16 protein-coding genes are annotated in these 16,474 nt (G+C 66.8%); 7 read left to right on the top strand and 9 right to left on the bottom strand.

Features of this window, described 5'->3' with window-relative positions; all coding sequences use genetic code 11:
• Positions 1–2: 2 nt before the first annotated feature.
• The 5 genes from BMX04_RS09540 to BMX04_RS09520 all read right to left on the bottom strand — a co-directional run bounded on the left by BMX04_RS09540 (position 3) and on the right by BMX04_RS09520 (position 4,541).
• Complete coding sequence (locus tag BMX04_RS09540; RefSeq protein WP_074786021.1) at positions 3–836, bottom strand: FAD binding domain-containing protein; 834 nt, start codon at positions 834–836, stop codon at positions 3–5.
• A gap of 135 nt (positions 837–971) precedes the next feature.
• A complete protein-coding gene (locus BMX04_RS09535) occupies positions 972–2,045 on the bottom strand; it encodes an MHYT domain-containing protein (RefSeq protein ID WP_074786020.1) in 1,074 nt (357 codons plus the stop codon).
• A 197-nt stretch (positions 2,046–2,242) separates the two neighbouring features.
• Positions 2,243–3,586, bottom strand: coding sequence for a sensor histidine kinase (locus tag BMX04_RS09530; RefSeq protein ID WP_074786019.1), 1,344 nt, complete (start codon positions 3,584–3,586; stop codon positions 2,243–2,245).
• Positions 3,583–4,248: a response regulator transcription factor gene (locus BMX04_RS09525; protein WP_074786018.1), complete on the bottom strand. Its 666-nt coding sequence runs from the start codon at positions 4,246–4,248 to the stop codon at positions 3,583–3,585. Before BMX04_RS09525 ends, BMX04_RS09530 begins: the two co-directional genes overlap by 4 nt.
• Positions 4,248–4,541, bottom strand: a complete 294-nt coding sequence (locus tag BMX04_RS09520; protein ID WP_074786017.1) for a PepSY domain-containing protein — start codon at positions 4,539–4,541, stop codon at positions 4,248–4,250. Before BMX04_RS09520 ends, BMX04_RS09525 begins: the two co-directional genes overlap by 1 nt.
• Before the next feature lie 133 nt (positions 4,542–4,674).
• On the opposite strand from BMX04_RS09520, the gene BMX04_RS09515 reads away from it, so the two are divergent.
• Positions 4,675–4,968 carry a PepSY domain-containing protein gene (locus BMX04_RS09515; RefSeq protein ID WP_050661218.1) on the top strand — a complete coding sequence of 98 codons (294 nt, stop codon included), beginning with the start codon at positions 4,675–4,677 and terminating at the stop codon, positions 4,966–4,968.
• Entirely contained in the window at positions 4,968–5,576 is a 609-nt protein-coding gene (locus BMX04_RS09510; protein WP_074786016.1) for a cytochrome b/b6 domain-containing protein, read from the top strand. Before BMX04_RS09515 ends, BMX04_RS09510 begins: the two co-directional genes overlap by 1 nt.
• Before the next feature lie 11 nt (positions 5,577–5,587).
• Here BMX04_RS09510 and BMX04_RS09505 read toward each other — a convergent pair whose 3' ends face one another.
• On the bottom strand, positions 5,588–6,553 hold the full coding sequence (locus BMX04_RS09505) for an NAD(P)H-binding protein (RefSeq protein WP_074786015.1): 966 nt from the start codon (positions 6,551–6,553) through the stop codon (positions 5,588–5,590).
• 184 nt (positions 6,554–6,737) lie between these two features.
• Between BMX04_RS09505 and BMX04_RS09500 the strand changes: the two genes are divergently transcribed.
• A complete protein-coding gene (locus tag BMX04_RS09500; protein WP_074786014.1) occupies positions 6,738–8,540 on the top strand; it encodes a M24 family metallopeptidase in 1,803 nt (600 codons plus the stop codon).
• Between the two features lie 57 nt (positions 8,541–8,597).
• Complete coding sequence (locus BMX04_RS09495; RefSeq protein ID WP_074786013.1) at positions 8,598–8,942, top strand: DUF427 domain-containing protein; 345 nt, start codon at positions 8,598–8,600, stop codon at positions 8,940–8,942.
• A 235-nt stretch (positions 8,943–9,177) separates the two neighbouring features.
• On the opposite strand, the gene BMX04_RS09490 is transcribed toward BMX04_RS09495, so the two are convergent.
• Complete coding sequence (locus tag BMX04_RS09490; RefSeq protein WP_074786012.1) at positions 9,178–10,554, bottom strand: FAD-binding oxidoreductase; 1,377 nt, start codon at positions 10,552–10,554, stop codon at positions 9,178–9,180.
• 87 nt (positions 10,555–10,641) lie between these two features.
• On the opposite strand from BMX04_RS09490, the gene BMX04_RS09485 reads away from it, so the two are divergent.
• Positions 10,642–12,330 (top strand): chloride channel protein, encoded by a 1,689-nt coding sequence (locus BMX04_RS09485; RefSeq protein WP_074786011.1) that lies wholly within the window; start codon positions 10,642–10,644, stop codon positions 12,328–12,330.
• 172 nt (positions 12,331–12,502) lie between these two features.
• Here the strand turns inward: BMX04_RS09485 and BMX04_RS09480 are convergent, their stop codons facing one another.
• Both BMX04_RS09480 and BMX04_RS09475 read right to left on the bottom strand, forming a co-directional pair.
• A complete protein-coding gene (locus tag BMX04_RS09480; RefSeq protein WP_074786010.1) occupies positions 12,503–12,940 on the bottom strand; it encodes a DsrE family protein in 438 nt (145 codons plus the stop codon).
• Positions 12,941–13,055: 115 nt separating this feature from the next.
• The gene (locus BMX04_RS09475; RefSeq protein WP_074786009.1) at positions 13,056–14,687 is read right to left on the bottom strand and encodes an acyl-CoA dehydrogenase family protein; all 1,632 of its coding nucleotides are present in this window, start codon (positions 14,685–14,687) and stop codon (positions 13,056–13,058) included.
• 129 nt (positions 14,688–14,816) lie between these two features.
• Between BMX04_RS09475 and BMX04_RS09470 the strand changes: the two genes are divergently transcribed.
• A complete protein-coding gene (locus BMX04_RS09470; RefSeq protein ID WP_074786008.1) occupies positions 14,817–15,113 on the top strand; it encodes an FtsB family cell division protein in 297 nt (98 codons plus the stop codon).
• 340 nt (positions 15,114–15,453) lie between these two features.
• Positions 15,454–16,464, top strand: coding sequence for a pyruvate dehydrogenase (acetyl-transferring) E1 component subunit alpha (gene pdhA / locus BMX04_RS09465; RefSeq protein ID WP_050661226.1), 1,011 nt, complete (start codon positions 15,454–15,456; stop codon positions 16,462–16,464).
• Positions 16,465–16,474 lie beyond the last annotated feature (10 nt).

The following is a 16,474-nucleotide window of genomic DNA, read 5'->3' as shown; positions in this document are numbered from 1 at the left end:
CCTCAACCGGCGCGCTGTTGCGCCCGCGCGATGGCACGCCGCAGGATCACGCCCGCCACGTGTTTCTTGAACGCCACCGGGCCGCGATTGTCGGCCATCGGGTCAATCGCGCCCAGCATGGCGGCGACCGCTCCCTCGACATCGCCGTCAGCCAGAGCCGCGCCCGCCTCCCCGGACCAGATCGGCGTATCCGCCAGATTGGTCATCGCGACGGAGGCCGTACCGCCCCCGATCAGAACCGCCGCCGCCGCCGTGGCATAGTCGCCGATCTTGCGCTTCTGCTTTTCATAGGCATAGCCGGTGCCCGGCGCGGGCAGCGGGATACGGATTTGCGTGAGGATTTCCTCGTCGCCCCGGGCAGTGAAATAAGCCGCCTCATAGAACGCGCGCGCGGCCACCTCGCGGGTGCCCTCCGGCCCCACCAACTCAAACCGCGCATCCACGCATTGCATCAGCCCCGGCATGTCATTTCCCGGATCGCCATTGGCGACATTGCCGCCGACCGTGCCCAGATAGCGCACCTGCGGATCGGCGATCTGCAACGCCGCTTTGCGCAGGATCGGCAGCGCCGTGGCCAGCCCCTCATGGGTGATCATCTCATGCTGCGTGACCATCGCGCCGATGCGCACCTCTCCCCCTGCGATCTCGATACCGCGCAGATCGTCGATGGCCTGCAAATCCACCAGATGCGCCAGATCGGCCATGCGCAGCTTCATCATCGGAATGAGGCTGTGACCGCCCGCAATCACCCGCGCCTCGTCGCCATGCTGCTGCAAAATCCCGATGGCCGACGCGATATCGGTCGGCCGGTGATACTCGAACCCGGCTGGTATCATGTGTTGTCCTCCCTGCGACCCGTCCTCCCCGACTGGCCATGGGCATCAAGCGCCGCCTTCTGCTCACGCTCAAATCACGCGGAACAATCCGCGCTGTTCATTTCACGAAATGCGAATTACCCGCACGAACTGCGATCAGAGGCCCAGTGCCTCGCGGATCGCCGTCAGGCGCGAGCGGCTGACCGGCACCTTGGAGAGCGCGGGCACAGCCTCAAAATAGCACGTGCCGTTATCCTTGTGCCGCTCGAACCGCGAGACATGCGCCGGATTGACCAGGTAACTGCGATGCACGCGCAGGAACCCTGACGGGAGCAGCCGCACCTCGGCCTCGGTGATCGACCACGGGCAAAAGAGCTTATCCTCGCCCTGATAAAGCACCGTGTAAGGCCCCTCGGCACGGATTGCGGCCACGGCGGCGGCATCGGCGAAATGGGTCTGCCCCTCGCGCTCATAGGGCAGGCGCGCGGGCCGCGATGCAGGCACCGGCACGGGCGGCGCCTCGGCGGGTTTCAGGAACGTCACCCCGGTCAATAGGAACGCAGCGCAAATCAGGAACACCGACACCGTGACGCCCATGGCGAGAATGCGATTATCGAGCACCGGCCCCGCCCCGCCCGCCTGATCCGTGGCGACAAAGCCGGTCAGCGCGATGGCCACGAAATGCACCGCAAAGACCGCGCTGCCAAAGCAGACCGTACCCAGCAGGATGTTGCGATGCGTGCGCGCGTCATAGGCCACCCAGATCGCCAGAGAGGACAGGATCACCGAGGCCAGCGTCGCGCTCATCACCTGCACCGGCCCCGACACCGCGCGGCACATCTGCATCCCCGCCATGCCGATGTAATGCATGACCACGATGCCAAGCCCCACGATCACCCCCGCTCCGAGGATCGCGCGCGGCGTGCGCCTGCGGAAATGCAACAGCAGCAGCGCCAGACCCACCATCAGGATCGCCACCAAGGCCGAAACCAGCGTTATCAGCGCATCGTAATAATAAAGAATCGGCAGTTGCAGCCCCAGCATGGCCACGAAATGCATCGACCAGATGCCACCGCCCAGCACCACGGCGGCCAACGCCACCAACAGCTTGCGCCGCCCCTCATCGAGATGCGACGCGCCGCGTGTCAGCGACAGCCCGGTGAACCCGGCCATCAGCGCCACGGCGAGCGACGCGGCCACCAGCCAAGGATTATGCGAATAGTCCAGCACCTGCGTGATCCCCCGGCCCTGCAGGCAAAGCCTAGCAAGGCGCGGCGGCACACGCAATTTTATCACGCATGAGGCGCGGGAATGTGAGGGGTGCGCGAATGAACCCAATGGTGCGATAAGCGGCCTGAAGCGGACGTTTGATTGCCACCCGCGCGCAACGCGGTCGAAAACCGCCGCGCATCGCCATGCCGGCCCTCCTACCCCGCGCCCAGAACCACCGTCGCCCGCAGCCCCCGCGCGCCGTTCTCCAGCCGCAAGCTCCCGCCCGCGCCCTCCACGATGTCACGCGCAATCGCAAGGCCGAGCCCCTCGCCCGGCCCGCTCTCATCAAGCCGCGCGCCCCGACGCATCAGATCGGCCAGCCGCGCCTCTGGAATGCCCGGCCCGTCATCGGCCAGTTCAAGATGCACGCCGCCATCATCGCTTTTCGACACCAGCACCGTCACCCGGGCGACCGCGTGGCGCGCCGCATTCTCGGCCAGCGCCCCCAAGGCCTCGGCCAGATCGCTCTCGTCGATCACCGCCATCAGGCCGCGCGCCCCGCTCACCTGCCAGTCAAGCCGCCCGCCCTCGGGTGTGCGCCGCAAGACCGAGATGACCCGCTCCACAACCTGCCCGACATCGGCCCGGGCGTGGCGCGCGCGCGCTGCGCTTCGGGTGCGCGCCAACTCGCGCGTGACGTGGCGCTGCATCGCGTCCGCCACGCTTTCGATCGCGTCCGCAGCCGCACCTTGCCCCGCATCGCGCAGCCGTGCCGTCTCGCCCATCAGCGCTTGCAACGGGGTCTTGAGTCCATGTGCCAGATCGCCAGCACGCGCACGCGCCCGCTCGATATCCGCCTCGCGCTCGGCCAGAAGGGCGTCCATCCCGGCGGCAAGCGGCTGCACCTCACCGGGCCAGTCTGTGCCCATGCGCGCGCTCTCGCCCCGGCGCAAGTCGCTCAGTCGCGCACCCAACCGCCGCAACGGGCGCAACCCCACCACAAGCTGCGCCCAGCCTGCCGCCACCAGCACCAGCGCCAGCAGCGCCAGATAGGGGGCCATGTCGCGGGCAAAATCGCGCCGCGCCTGCGCCAGCTCTGCCGCCTCCATCGCCACCGCCGCACGGGCCGCTCCGCCTCCCAGACTGTCCGGCAGGCTGACGCGCCGCTCCAGCACCAGCACCGCACCACCCTGCGGCCCCGGCACCTGATGGACATGCGGCGCACCATCCTGCGGCGTGTCCTCGGGCAGGGGCAGCGCGTAATCCCACAGCGACCGCGCGCGCAGATCAGTCGCACCCGCCTCGACCTGCCAATAGAGCCCGCCATACGGCCGCGCAAAGCGCGGATCGGCGGGCGGCGTCACCAAGACCAGCGCATCGCCGCGCCGTTCGAGCCCCGCGATGACCTGATCAAGATGCACCGAGAGTTCGGCCAGCGCCCGCCGCTCCACATGGGTGCCGAACAATGCCACCAGGCCAACCCCGGCCAGCCCGAGCGCCAGCGCTGTCGCCACCGCCCCCGCAACCGCCAGCCGCAGTCGGAGCGAGAGCCGCGTCACGCCTCCGTCCCTTCGATGAAATACCCAAAACCGCGCCGGGTACCGATCACCCCCGTCCCCAGCTTGCGCCGCAGCCGCGCGATCACCGCCTCAAGCGCGTTGGCCTCGCGCGCGTCCTCATCACCGTAGAGATGCTCGAGCAATTCGGTGGGCGGCACCACCCGCGCGCGATGCAGCGCGAGATAGGACAACAGCCGGTATTCCAGCGCCGTCACCTGCACCGGCGCACCGCGCACGGTCACCCGCATCCGGTTGGTATCGAGCGCAAGCGCGCCCACCTCCATCATCGCACCCGCGTGGCCCGCCGCTCGGCGCACCAGCGCCCGGGCGCGCGCGACCAGTTCCTCCATGCGGAACGGCTTGGGCAGGTAATCATCGGCACCGCTCTCGATCCCCTCGACCCGGTCCTGCCACGCGCCGCGCGCGGTCAGCACCAGCACCGGCATCACCCGCCCCGCCGCCCGCCAGCGACGCAGCACCGATAGCCCGTCCAGACCCGGCAGGCCCAGATCCAGAACCGCGAGATCATAGTCTTCGGTATCGCCCAGAAACCACGCCTCTTCGCCGTCGCCGCAGGATTCCACCCGAAACCCGGCCTGTCCGAGCGCCGCACACAGATCAGCAGCAATGCGCGGGTCATCCTCGACCACCAGCGCGCGCATCAGTCCTTCTCGACTTCGAGTATTCGGCCACTGGTGGCGTCTATCTCGACCTCGATCACCCGACCCGACCCGGTGATCATCTCCAGCTCATAGAGGTAGCGCCCGTCATCCTCGTCGAATTCCACCTCGATCACGTGGCCCCCGAATCGGCCGGTGGCAATCGCGGTGATCTGCGACAGCGGCAGGATCGCGCCGCGCTCGAATGCGGCGCGGGCGCGGTCGTGATCATCGTCATCGCTGGCCTGCACCGGGGCAGCCAGAAGCACGAGAAGGGCGAGAAACATGCGCATCATGGGATCACTCTCTATCCGGACCGACCTGACAGCAAGCTGACAATCGCCGTCAGGTTCGCGTCAGGGCGAATCGATCATACCCCAGATGTTACCGCGGCACATCCGCCGCTCATATCAACCAAGGAGACACGACATGACCTTCAAGCACATCTTGATCACCGCCACCGCCCTCAGCATCGGCGCGGGCGCGGCCCTCGCCAGCGACGACAACTATCGCCGCAGCGCCGACCTGCCCCCGCGCGCCGAATGGATGAGCATCGCAGACCTCGCCTCACGGCTCGAAGCCGAGGGCTACAAGATCCGCGAAATCGAGGTCGAACACGGCGTCTACGATGTCGAAATGTTCGACGACAAGGGCTACAAGGTCGAGGGTTATTTCGACCTCGTCACCGGCGAGCGCGTGAAGTATCGCGGGTATGACGACTGATGGAACGACCATCTGAGCCCGAGACCGTCACGGTCTGGGACCCGCTGGTGCGCCTCGGGCATTGGGGATTGGTGGTGGCGTTTGCCACCGCCTACCTCACCGAGGGCGAGCCTGAATGGCTCCATACCTACGCAGGCTACGCCATCGCCGGGATCGTGGCGTTGCGCGTGATCTGGGGCTTTGTCGGCCCGCGCCGCGCGCGTTTCTCCGATTTCGTCACCGGGCCGGGCCGCGTTCTGGCCTATCTCAAGGGGCTGCTGACCGGTCCGTCCGAACGTCATCTCGGCCATAGCCCGGCGGGCGGCGCGATGACCGTGGCGCTTCTCGTAGCGCTTGCCGCCACGGCCCTCACCGGCATGGGCAATCTTGCCGCCGAAGAAGGGCGCGGGCCGCTCGCGGGGATCGTGGCGCAGGCCTCTGATCACGGTGCGGGGCTTGACAATCACGACGAGGACGATGGCGCGGAGCTCTGGGAAGAGACCCACGAGGTTGCCGCCAACCTCACGCTGATCCTGATCGTCTTGCATCTGGGAGGCGTGGCGCTGGCCAGCTACGCACATCGCGAAAACCTCGCCCGTGCCATGGTCACCGGCCGCAAACGTGCCTGACGGCGGGCCCCTCAGAACACCGCGTGCGCGCCACGCGGTGCCTCTGCCTCACCTCGCGCGAGCCTGCCGTAAAACGCCTCCAGCGTCTCCTGCCCGGTCTCGGGCGTGGCCTGCGCATCATAGCGCCCAGTCACCGGGTCAAGAACCAGCATCGATTGCGTCGCATAATATCGCCCGATTCGCGCCAGCTCCGCCTTGGCCGCGAGCCGGGCCGACACCCGCCCGCCAAGGCTCAGCCCCGCCACGATCGCATCCATCAGCCGCACCGACACATGGCGAAACTCCGGCTCCATCCCCAGCGCGCGAAACAGCATCCCCCCCTGCTCCAGCGGGGTGATCGCGGGGCCGGGCCCCCCGATCGGCAAGATCCGGTCCCGGCGCGCCGGATCACCCGGACACCCCAGCATGTAGCGCGCCAGATCGCCGTCGCTGATCGGCTTGCAGGCAGTGCCCCGCCCGTCCCCGAACAGCAAAAACGGCTTGCCCGCACGCAGCCGCTCCAACTGACCCGAAAGGGACTTGAAAAACGCCGTCGGGCGCACGATCGAATAGCGCTGCCCCGACGCAATCAGCGCCGCCTCCGCCGCCAGCTTGGCGCGCTGAAACTCCAGCAACGGGCGCTGTACGCAGATCGCCGACAACAGCACGAAATGCCCCACGCCCGCCGCCCGTGCCGCCTCCACCGCCGCCACGGTGGCGGCGTGATCGACCGCCCAGGCATCGGCGGGTGCGCCATTGCGCGAGGCCATGCAGCAGATCACCACATCCGCGCCGCCTGCCTCCAGCGCCTGCGCCACCGTGCCAAAATGCAGCCCAACAGCCTCGGGCAGACCATGCCCGCCCTGCGCGTGATGCGGGCGCAGCACGCAGTCCACCGCGTGGCCACCCTCCAGCGCCGCCATCACCACCGCGTGCCCGATGGTGCCGGTCGGCCCCAGCACCAGCACACGCGTCTTTGCCTGATCCTTCACCGTCATCACCCGATGGGGCACCGTCCCAACGAATAAATCAACCCGCCCCGGCTTCATCTTGCCAAAAATATTCCGGGGGAGTCGCCGTCAGGCGACGGGGGCAGCGCCCCCCTCTCACGCCCCGGTGATTGCCATTCGGCGCGTCGTTCTCTAGCAAGATGCCCGAGACGCCCCCGCGAAAGGCCCGGCCATGTTCCAGAGCTTCACCGAGACCGCACGCCCCGAGCAGGGCCCGCCGCGCCTTGCGCGCCTGCGCGCCGCGATGCAGACGACCGGGCTTGCGGGCTTTCTGGTGCCGCGCTCCGATGCGCATCAGGGCGAATACGTGGCCCCTTGCGACGCGCGCCTGCAATGGCTGACCGGCTTCAGCGGCTCGGCGGGGTTCTGCGCGGTGCTGGTGGATGCGGCGGGCGTTTTCGTCGACAGCCGCTACCGCGTGCAGGCCCGCGCGCAGGTCGACACCGCGCATTTCACCCCCGTCGACTGGCCCGAAACACGGCTCGCCGACTGGCTGATCGCACATCTGCCCGAGGGCGGCGATGTCGGGTTCGACCCGTGGCTCTATACGCCCGAGCAGATCGAGACCGCGCGCGCTGCATTAGGTCAAAACGGGGTCCGGCTGGTGCCCTGCGACAACCTCATTGACACCATCTGGCCAGACCGTCCGGCGCCGCCGCAAGGCGCGATCACACCCTGGCCCGAGCACTATGCGGGTCAGAGCCATGCCGACAAACGCGCGGCTCTCGGCCAGGGTTTGCGCGACGCGGGCCAGACCTCAGCCGTCCTCACATTGGCGGATTCGCTGGCCTGGTTGTTGAACATTCGCGGCTCCGATATTCCCCGCAACCCGGTGCCGCAGGGCTTTGCCATCCTGCACGAGGACGGGCGCGTGGCGCTCTTCACCGACCCGGCCAAGCTCAACGACACCGCCCGCGCGCACCTGGGCGACACTGTTGCGCTCGCCCCGCCCAAGGATTTCGGCCCGGCGCTCGACGCGCTCAGGGGCCCCGTGCGACTGGATCGTGAGAGCGTGCCGCTCTGGGTGGTGCAGCGGCTCGAAGCGGCGGGCGTGGAGACCGCATGGGGCACCGACCCCTGCATCCTGCCCAAGGCGCGCAAGACCGCAGCCGAGATCGCCGCCACCCGCGCCGCTCATCTGCGCGACGGCGCGGCGGTCTGCGAATTCCTGGCGTGGTTCGACGACCAGCCCCCCGGCACGCTCACGGAAATCGACGTGGTGCGCGAGCTTGAGACCTGTCGCGCGGCCACCGGCGCATTGCTCGATATCAGTTTCGACACAATCGCGGGCTCCGGTCCCAATGGTGCGCTGCCGCATTACCGGGTCAGCGAGGCCAGCAACCGCCGCCTCCTCGACGGCGATCTGCTGGTGCTCGACAGCGGCGGGCAATATATCGACGGCACTACCGATATCACCCGCACCTTGCCCGTGGGCACGCCCGGAGAGGCCGAGCGCGCCGCCTTCACCCGCGTGTTGCAGGGCATGATCGCCATCTCGCGGCTGCGCTTTCCGCGCGGCCTCGCGGGGCGCGATCTCGACGCGCTCGCTCGCTATCACCTGTGGCTCGCCGATCTCGATTATGGCCATGGCACCGGGCACGGCGTCGGCGTCTATTCCTGCGTCCACGAAGGGCCGCAGCGCCTGTCGCGCACCGGGACCGTGCCGCTGGAGCCGGGCATGATCCTGTCGAACGAACCGGGCTATTACCGCGAAGGCGCCTTCGGCATCCGTATCGAGAACCTGATCGTGGTCGAGGAGGTGGCCCCCCTGCCCCATGGCGACGGGGCCACGCATCTCGGCTTCGAGACGCTGACATTCGCGCCGATCGACCATCGCCTGATCGACACAGCCCTGCTCAGCGCGTCTGAGCGCGACTGGCTCAAGACCTATCACGCCGCCTGCCGCGACAAGTTGGGGCCTCTGCTTTCACCAAACGCGCGGCTATGGTTGGAAAAAGTGACGCAGACATGCTGACATATTCCTGTTAGGTTCCTGCGTCAAAGCAATGAAAAGACGAAACGAGAGGGATGGATGATGCCGAAGATCACGATACGCAAGGCGACAGGAACATGGACCGTGCGCGCCGGGGGCGCCGTTCTGGCCGAGAGCCGCAATGCGCTCGAACTGACCGAGGGCGACTATCCCTTCGTGATCTATTTCCCGCGCGACGACATCGCCATGGCCTTTCTGGACGAGAGCGAACAGACCAGCCATTGCCCGCACAAGGGTGACGCGCGCTATTATTCCATTGTCACCAAGAGCCAGACGCTGGAAAACGCGGCCTGGAGCTACGAAGACCCCAAGCCCGAGGTGGCCGAGATCAAGGATCACGTGGCGTTCTACTCCAGCGATCGCGTCGCGGTGGAACAGATCTGAGGTAGGTTCTGGCCTGGAGCTGCCGTTGTCGTGAGCCGCGCATCGACGGGCCGCGGTGCGGCGATCTAACGTCAGTTTTGTAGCGCTTTATCTCAGCCAAGCCCGAAAAACATCCGAGCGCAGAGCAGGTTGCAGCCAAATCGCCGTGCCGGGGGGCGGCCCGGCGATGCGCGGCGGCCTTCGGCCTTGATTCCGCGCATGAGTGTAGCGGTCAACGGCAGGCCAAAACACCCACCTACCCCCCCGGCGGCACCAACTTACCGGGGTTCATGATCCCCTCGGGGTCAAGCGCCGCCTTGATCACGCCCATCATCGCCCAGCCAGCCCCATGCTCGCGCGCCATGTAATCGAGCTTGCCCACACCGATCCCGTGCTCGCCGGTGGCGGTGCCACCCAATGCGAGGCTGCGCTCGACCATACGCGCGGCGGCACCCTTGGCGCGAGTGAGTTCATCGGGATTGCTCTCGTCCACCAAGAGCACCGCATGAAAATTGCCATCCCCCACATGCCCCAGGATCGGCCCAGGCACCCCGGCCTCGTGCAGGTCCGCGCGGGTGTCCTCGATGGCCTGCGCCAGCTTCGAGATCGGCACGCAGATATCGGTGACCACCGCCCGCGCACCCGGCCGCGCGGCGAGGATCGCGTAATAGGCATTGTGCCGCATCGTCCAGAGCGCCGTACGCGCCTCGGTCCGGGTCGCCCAGTCAAAACCCGATCCGCCATGATCGGCGGCCAGCGCCCCGAAACTCTCGGCCTGTTCGGTCACGCCACCGGGGCTGCCGTGAAACTCCAGCAACAGGTGCGGCTTTTCCGGCAGGTCCATACGCGCATAGGCATTCACCGCGCGCACGCTGTCGGTGTCCATCAACTCGATCCGCGCCATCGGCACCCCGCACTGGATCGTATCGATCACGGTCTGCACCGCCTGCTCCACCGTCTCGAAGCCGCAAACGGCGGCCGATATCGCCTCGGGCTGGCCATAAAGCCGCAGCGTCAGTTCCGTCATCAGCCCCAGCGTGCCCTCGGAGCCGACGAAAAGCCCCGTCAGATCATACCCGGACGAAGATTTGCGCGCCCCCGTCCCGGTGCGCAGGATCTCGCCCGCCGCCGTCACCACCTCGAGGGCCAGCACATTGTCACGCATCGTGCCATAGCGCACGGCGGTGGTGCCGCTGGCGCGCGTCGCCGCCATCCCCCCGAGCGACGCATTGGCACCGGGATCGACCGGGAATATCAGCCCCGTGGCGCGCAGTTCCTCGTTCAGCGCCTCGCGCGTGACGCCGGGCTGCACCCGCACGGTCATGTCCTCCTGCGCGATCTCCAGAACCCGGTTCATGCGGCTGAAATCCACCGCGATGCCCCCGGAAAACGCCTGTGCCTGCCCCTCCAGCGAGGTGCCGGTGCCCCAGCCGATCACCGGCAGGCCATGCCGCGCGCAGACACTGACGATCTGCGCCACCTCCTCGGTGGTCTCGGGATAGGCCACCGCATCGGGCGGGGCTTCGGGAAAATACGATTCGCTGCGCCCGTGCAGGTCAAGATCGGACTTGGACCGCGTCACCCGTTGTCCTAGACAGGATTGGAGTTCGGCGATTGCGTCAAGTGTGTCCATGTCGTGGCTTTCATTCGTGAGTGTGACCCCACAATAGGCGATGCGAGCCCGAGACGAAAGCGCGGTCCGGACGGTCAAGAGGTGGAGATGCAGGCAGAGGACGCGTCGTTTATCCGTCAACTGTGCCGCGCGGCGGCACAGGGCCTGCGCGAGGGCTGGCAGGTGCTGCGCAAACGCGGGCCGAGCCAGTTCCAGTTCTGGCTGATCGCGCTGATGATCGGCGTCGCGGCGGGATTTGCCGCGCTGTTCTTCCGCAAGGGGATCACTGCGCTTCAAGGCCTCGTTTACGGGACCGACGACGTGACCCGCCTGCACAGCCTTGCCGAACAACTACCGTGGTACTGGATCTTGATGCTACCGGTGGCGGGGGGGCTGGTGGTGGGGCTGATCCTGCACCATTTCACCCCCGACGCGCGCGTACGCTCGGTCGCTGACGTGATCGAGGGCGCGGCGATGGCCGAAGGCCGCGTCGAGCGCCGCGAGGGGCTGGCCTCGGCCGCCGCGTCGCTGATTACACTGGGCACGGGTGGCTCGTCGGGTCGCGAGGGTCCGGTGGTCCACCTCGCGGGCGTGATCTCCAGCTGGGTCAGCGACCGCATTCACGCCGACGGGGTCACCGGGCGCGACCTTCTGGGCTGTGCGGTGGCCGCCGCCGTCTCGGCCTCGTTCAACGCCCCTATCGCCGGGGCGCTCTTCGCGCTCGAGGTCGTGCTGCGGCATTTCGCGGTCCACGCTTTTGCCCCCATCGTGATCGCGAGCGTGGCCGGCACGGTGATCAACCGGCTCGAATTCGGCGATGTCACCGAATTTGCACTGCCGCAGGCCAGCGCGCTGGAATTCTACGCCGAACTGCCCGCCTTCCTGATCCTCGGGCTGGTCTGCGGCGTGGTGGCAGCGGCGCTGATGCGCGCAATCTTTCTGGCCGAGGACGTGGCGAGCCATGTGCAACTGAAACTGCGCCTGCCGCGCTGGCTGCGCCCTGCCGGGGCGGGGCTGTTGCTGGGCGCAATCGCAATCTGGTTTCCGCATATCATCGGCGTCGGATACGAGACCACCTCGGCAGCCCTCACCGGCGCGCTTTTGTGGCACGAGGCGGTGGTCTTTGCCGTGCTCAAGGTCGCGGCGGTGGCGATCACCATCGGTGGGCGCATGGGCGGCGGGGTATTCTCGCCGTCGCTGATGGTCGGCGCGCTGACCGGGTTGGCCTTTGGTCACATGGCGACGGCGGTCTTTCCCGACGTGTCGGGGGCCTACACGCTCTACGCGCTGGCGGGAATGGGGGCGGTTGCCGCGGCGGTACTGGGCGCGCCGATATCAACCACGCTCATCGTGTTTGAGCTGACCGGCGACTGGCAGACCGGCCTTGCGGTGATGGTTGCGGTATCGATGTCCACCGCGCTCGGCTCCAAGCTGGTGCGGCGCTCGTTCTTCCTGACCCAACTCATGCGGCGCGGCATCCGCCTTGCGGCGGGCCCGCAGGATTACCTTCTGGCAATGTTCCGGGTTCGCGCACTGATGCGCCCTCCCGAACACGAACGCGCGGCAGACGAGACGCAATGCTGGTCGCTGATCGAACAGGGCGTCTACATCGACGTCACCACCACGCTTGAGGCCGCGATGCCGATGTTCGAGCGCGCAGGCGTGCCGTTCGTGCCGGTGGTGATGCTGACAGGGGGCGATCAGCCGCCCGAATTGCAGGGCGCGCTCTTTCACGTGGACGCGCTCAAGGCCTATAACCGCGCCTTGGCGGCCGTGTCCGAGGAAGAGCACAGCTAAACCCATGAACCGGTATGTTCCTAGCGTGTCGCGGATATCGGATTGAGGCACTAATGCGTCACATCAGATGCATGTCATGAGGCGGGCCGCCTCGCAGTCTCGTCCCCTCACAGGAAACACAGACACTCATACCCTTGGGCGACGGTGTGAGGCGGCCCTGCGGATCAGCCCGTCAGAAGGACATGATCCGCGTTCCATCAGCCAGCAATCGCTTGGCCACCGCAGGCGGCTTGGCCGCGCCGATCCCATCAAGCAGCGCCTCCTGCGCAACGCCCTTACCGGGCAGGTAGATCGCACAGACCTCGACCGTGGCACCCTGCTCCATGATCTTCTGCATCAGCAGTTGCGGGCTCATCCCCTTGGGCGGTTGCGGTGCGGTGGCCGCCTCCGGGGCGTCTTTCAGCGCCAGATCTCCCGCCGGGCCGCACAAGAGCACATAGGCCCCCGCCCCCGCCTGCATGGACTGCATGGTCAGCACCATCGACATGAGCTGCGTCTGCGGCTCTTCGCTGGTCAGGATGGTGACCATTTTCGTGGCCTCCTCAGCCTGCGTTGCGGGTGCAGCCAGCGTGGCAAGGCCAAGGGCGGCGGCGGTCAGGACTTTACGCATGAGAACCTCTCTCCGAGTTAAGGTGATTTCAGAATCTCTCTTTCACACCCGCACCCTATGCGACCGTTTACGATCCCAGCCTTGATCTGGGTCAAACACATTCGGCTTTCGGAATTTATTGACTGAAACCGCCAAGCCGCGCCAGAACCGCCTCGGTGTCGATCCGTCCAATGGCCCCGGCGACGCGCCCGCGCGGCTCGCTCAGACGGGTGGCGATATAGGCCCCGGCCACCGCGTCAGGTGCATGGCGCAGCAGCAACGAGGCGGTGAGCAGCGTGGCGAGGCTCTCGGCATACCAGCGCGCCTGTGCCTCCCCGGGTGGCTTGGGAAAGGTCTGCATATGCGCGCGCAGCGCCGCGTCGAACCGCGCATCCTGCCCCGCCACCTGCGCCAACTCCTCCGACAGTGCCTCGCCCGCCAGCGGCTCGCGCGCCAGCGTGCGCAGGATATCGAGGCAGATCACGTTGCCCGACCCCTCCCAGATCGAATTGAGCGGCGCCTCGCGGTAGAGCAGCGGCAGGGGCGTATCCTCGACATAGCCCATGCCGCCCATCACCTCCATCGCCTCGTAGACCAGCCCGGGGCAGAGCTTGTTGCCGAGAAACTTGGCCAGTGCGACGCCCAGGCGGGCAAAGGCGCGGTCGCGCGGACTGCTGCCGTCAAACGCCCGCGCCACGTGCATCCCGAGCGCAAGCGTCCCCTCCCAATCGAGCACAAGATCGGCCAGTACCGACCGCATCAGCGGCTGGTCGATCAGCTGTTTCTGAAACGCGCTGCGATGCCGCGCCCAATACGTGGCATGATCGAGCGCGGCGCGCATCAGTCCCGCGGGCGCCATCGCGGTATCGAGCCGGGTGTGATGCACCATCTCGAGGATCGTGCGCACGCCCGCGCCCTCCTCGCCCAGCCTGTAGCTGAGCGCCCCGTGATACTCGATCTCCGCCGAGGCATTGGCACGATTGCCCAGCTTGTCCTTCAATCGCTGGATGTGAATGCCGTTGCGCCCGCCCTCCAGCCAGCGCGGCACCAGAAAGCAGGTCAGCCCGCCCTCGGCCTGCGCCAGCGTCAGGAACCCATCCGACATCGGCGCGGAACAGAACCATTTATGCCCGGTCAGCCGGTAGTGATCGCCCTCCGGCACGGCCCGTGTCGCATTGGAGCGAATATCCGACCCGCCCTGCTTTTCGGTCATCGCCATGCCCAGCGTCGCGCCTGCCTTGCGCGCCAGCACCTTTGCCTCCGGGTCATAGGCGCGCGCCGTCAGCTTGGGCACCCACTCGCCCAGCAGCGCGGTGTCGGCCCGCAGCGCCGGGATCGCGGCATAGGTCATGGTCATCGGACAGCACACGCCCGGCTCCACCTGGCTGGTGAGATAGACCATCGCGGCATGGCTGGCATGGCCGCCCGCCGCCCCCTCCCACGGCAGGGCGGCATAGCCAGCGCCGACCAAGGCCTGCATCAACGCGTGATAGGCGGGGTGAAAGCGCACCTCGTCGAGCCTGCGCCCGCCCGCGTCGAACAGCACCAGCTCGGGCGGCTGTCGGTTCGCGTCGCGCCCCGCCGCGCGCATCGCCTGCGTTCCCATCTTTGCGCCGTAGTCCGCCAGATGATCGCCATCCGCCCCCGACGCCCCGGCATGGGTCTGCAGGGCCGGATCATCCCCCCACAGATCCAGATCGCCACGCGCCACAGGCTGGTTCATGACCTCGTGGGTGGCAAGCGTCTCATGCGCGGGGGTCTGGGACATGGCGGGCCTCCTTTCCGTCATGCTAGAGCGCTGAAATTCGCGGCGAAAGGGGATTCACAAAGCGAATCACCTGTGGCATGGTGCATTGGATCGCCCAACAAGAGGCGGCAGAACGAGGCAGAGCACACCATGACCCCCCGCAGCCGCCCCTGGGGCACGCTGATCTTTTTCACCGTGGCGTTCTTTCTGGGCGCCTATTTCACCTTCGCCGCCGTGCAGGGGGATTACGGGCTGTTCCGCCGTGCCGAGATCGAGGCGCAAAGTGCCGAGTTGCGTGCACAGCTCCAGACACTGGAGACACAGGTGGCGCGGATGGAAAATCTGACGCACCGGCTGTCGGACGGCTATCTTGATCTCGACCTGCTCGACCAGCAGGCCCGCGAGGTTCTAGGCCTGATGCGCGGCGACGAGATCGTCATTCGGTAAGGCCCGGCGGTGGCCTGGAGGGGACATTCGATTGGCAGACCCGGCGCGGAATCAAGGCCGAAGGCCGCCGCGCCATCGCATATCCGCCCCCCGGACAGGCGATTTGGTCAAGTCAGCGCGTCGATTGAACCTTTTGCGGCACGGCAGAAATAAAGTGCTATGAAACACCGTCGGATCGCCTGCCCGCGGACATGCGATGGCGCGGCTTACGCCACGGTCTGCTCCAGGCCAACCAACCCCGCTGTCACCTCCACCAAATTCACTCTCGCAACGCCGCAATGATTGGTGTATGAAATAGTTTAATGCTAAACTATATTCGCCAACAAGGAGTTGCCCGCCCATGGCCACCCGGAAAAGCGCCAAGAAACCAAACGTTTCCGCCGACGAACTCACCCAGTATTACCGTGACATGCTGCTTATCCGCCGATTCGAGGAGAAGGCAGGCCAGCTTTATGGCATGGGCCTGATCGGCGGCTTCTGCCATCTCTATATCGGGCAAGAGGCCGTCGTCGTGGGCCTCGAGGCCGCCGCCGAGGACGGCGACAAGCGCGTCACCACCTATCGCGATCACGGCCACATGCTCGCCTGCGGGATGGACCCCAAGGGCGTCATGGCCGAACTCACCGGGCGCGAGGGTGGCTACAGCCGGGGCAAGGGCGGGTCGATGCACATGTTCTCGACCGAAAAGCAGTTCTACGGCGGCCACGGCATCGTCGGGGCCAACGTGCCGCTTGGCGCGGGGCTCGCCTTCGCCGACAAGTATCTTGAAAACAATCGCGTCACCTTCACCTATTTCGGCGATGGCGCGGCCAATCAGGGGCAGGTCTACGAGACCTTCAACATGGCCGCGCTCTGGGACCTGCCGGTGATCTTTGTGATCGAGAACAACCAATACGCCATGGGCACCTCGCAGAAACGCTCCACCTCCACCCCTGACATCTACACCCGGGGCGAAGCCTTCGGCATTCCCGGCGAGGCGGTTGACGGCATGGACGTGCTCGCGGTGAAAGAAGCGGGCGACAAGGCCGTCGCGCACTGCCGCTCCGGCAAGGGGCCCTATATCCTTGAAATCAAGACCTACCGCTACCGTGGCCATTCGATGTCCGACCCCGCCAAGTATCGCACCCGCGAAGAGGTGCAGAAAATGCGCGAGGAGAAAGACGCCATCGAACATGTGCGCGAGCTGCTGATCTCCGGCGGCCACGCCTCCGAGGAGGATCTCAAGGCCATCGACAAGGAAATCAAGGAAGTGGTCAACGCCAGCGCCGATTTCGCCAAGGAAAGCCCGGAGCCCGCAACCGACGAACTCTGGACCGACATCATCGCCGACGTGGCACCGCAGAACGCCTGAGGAGGAGAGA

This window comes from Roseovarius tolerans (assembly GCF_900109855.1).
GTDB classification, from domain to species: domain Bacteria; phylum Pseudomonadota; class Alphaproteobacteria; order Rhodobacterales; family Rhodobacteraceae; genus Roseovarius; species Roseovarius tolerans.
The sequence above is the reverse complement of the archived record's forward strand: the minus strand, read 5'-3'. Positions and strand labels throughout refer to the sequence as shown.

Coding starts and splice junctions, on each gene's coding strand:
- BMX04_RS09540 (WP_074786021.1), bottom strand. CDS start 836: ATGATACCAGCCGGGTTCGAGTATCACCGGCCGACCGATATCGCGTCG.
- BMX04_RS09470 (WP_074786008.1), top strand. CDS start 14,817: ATGACCCCCCGCAGCCGCCCCTGGGGCACGCTGATCTTTTTCACCGTG.
- BMX04_RS09500 (WP_074786014.1), top strand. CDS start 6,738: ATGTTCCAGAGCTTCACCGAGACCGCACGCCCCGAGCAGGGCCCGCCG.
- BMX04_RS09490 (WP_074786012.1), bottom strand. CDS start 10,554: ATGGACACACTTGACGCAATCGCCGAACTCCAATCCTGTCTAGGACAA.
- BMX04_RS09510 (WP_074786016.1), top strand. CDS start 4,968: ATGGAACGACCATCTGAGCCCGAGACCGTCACGGTCTGGGACCCGCTG.
- BMX04_RS09495 (WP_074786013.1), top strand. CDS start 8,598: ATGATGCCGAAGATCACGATACGCAAGGCGACAGGAACATGGACCGTG.
- pdhA (WP_050661226.1), top strand. CDS start 15,454: ATGGCCACCCGGAAAAGCGCCAAGAAACCAAACGTTTCCGCCGACGAA.
- BMX04_RS09520 (WP_074786017.1), bottom strand. CDS start 4,541: ATGATGCGCATGTTTCTCGCCCTTCTCGTGCTTCTGGCTGCCCCGGTG.
- BMX04_RS09525 (WP_074786018.1), bottom strand. CDS start 4,248: ATGCGCGCGCTGGTGGTCGAGGATGACCCGCGCATTGCTGCTGATCTG.
- BMX04_RS09475 (WP_074786009.1), bottom strand. CDS start 14,687: ATGTCCCAGACCCCCGCGCATGAGACGCTTGCCACCCACGAGGTCATG.
- BMX04_RS09480 (WP_074786010.1), bottom strand. CDS start 12,940: ATGCGTAAAGTCCTGACCGCCGCCGCCCTTGGCCTTGCCACGCTGGCT.
- BMX04_RS09515 (WP_050661218.1), top strand. CDS start 4,675: ATGACCTTCAAGCACATCTTGATCACCGCCACCGCCCTCAGCATCGGC.
- BMX04_RS09485 (WP_074786011.1), top strand. CDS start 10,642: ATGCAGGCAGAGGACGCGTCGTTTATCCGTCAACTGTGCCGCGCGGCG.
- BMX04_RS09505 (WP_074786015.1), bottom strand. CDS start 6,553: ATGACGGTGAAGGATCAGGCAAAGACGCGTGTGCTGGTGCTGGGGCCG.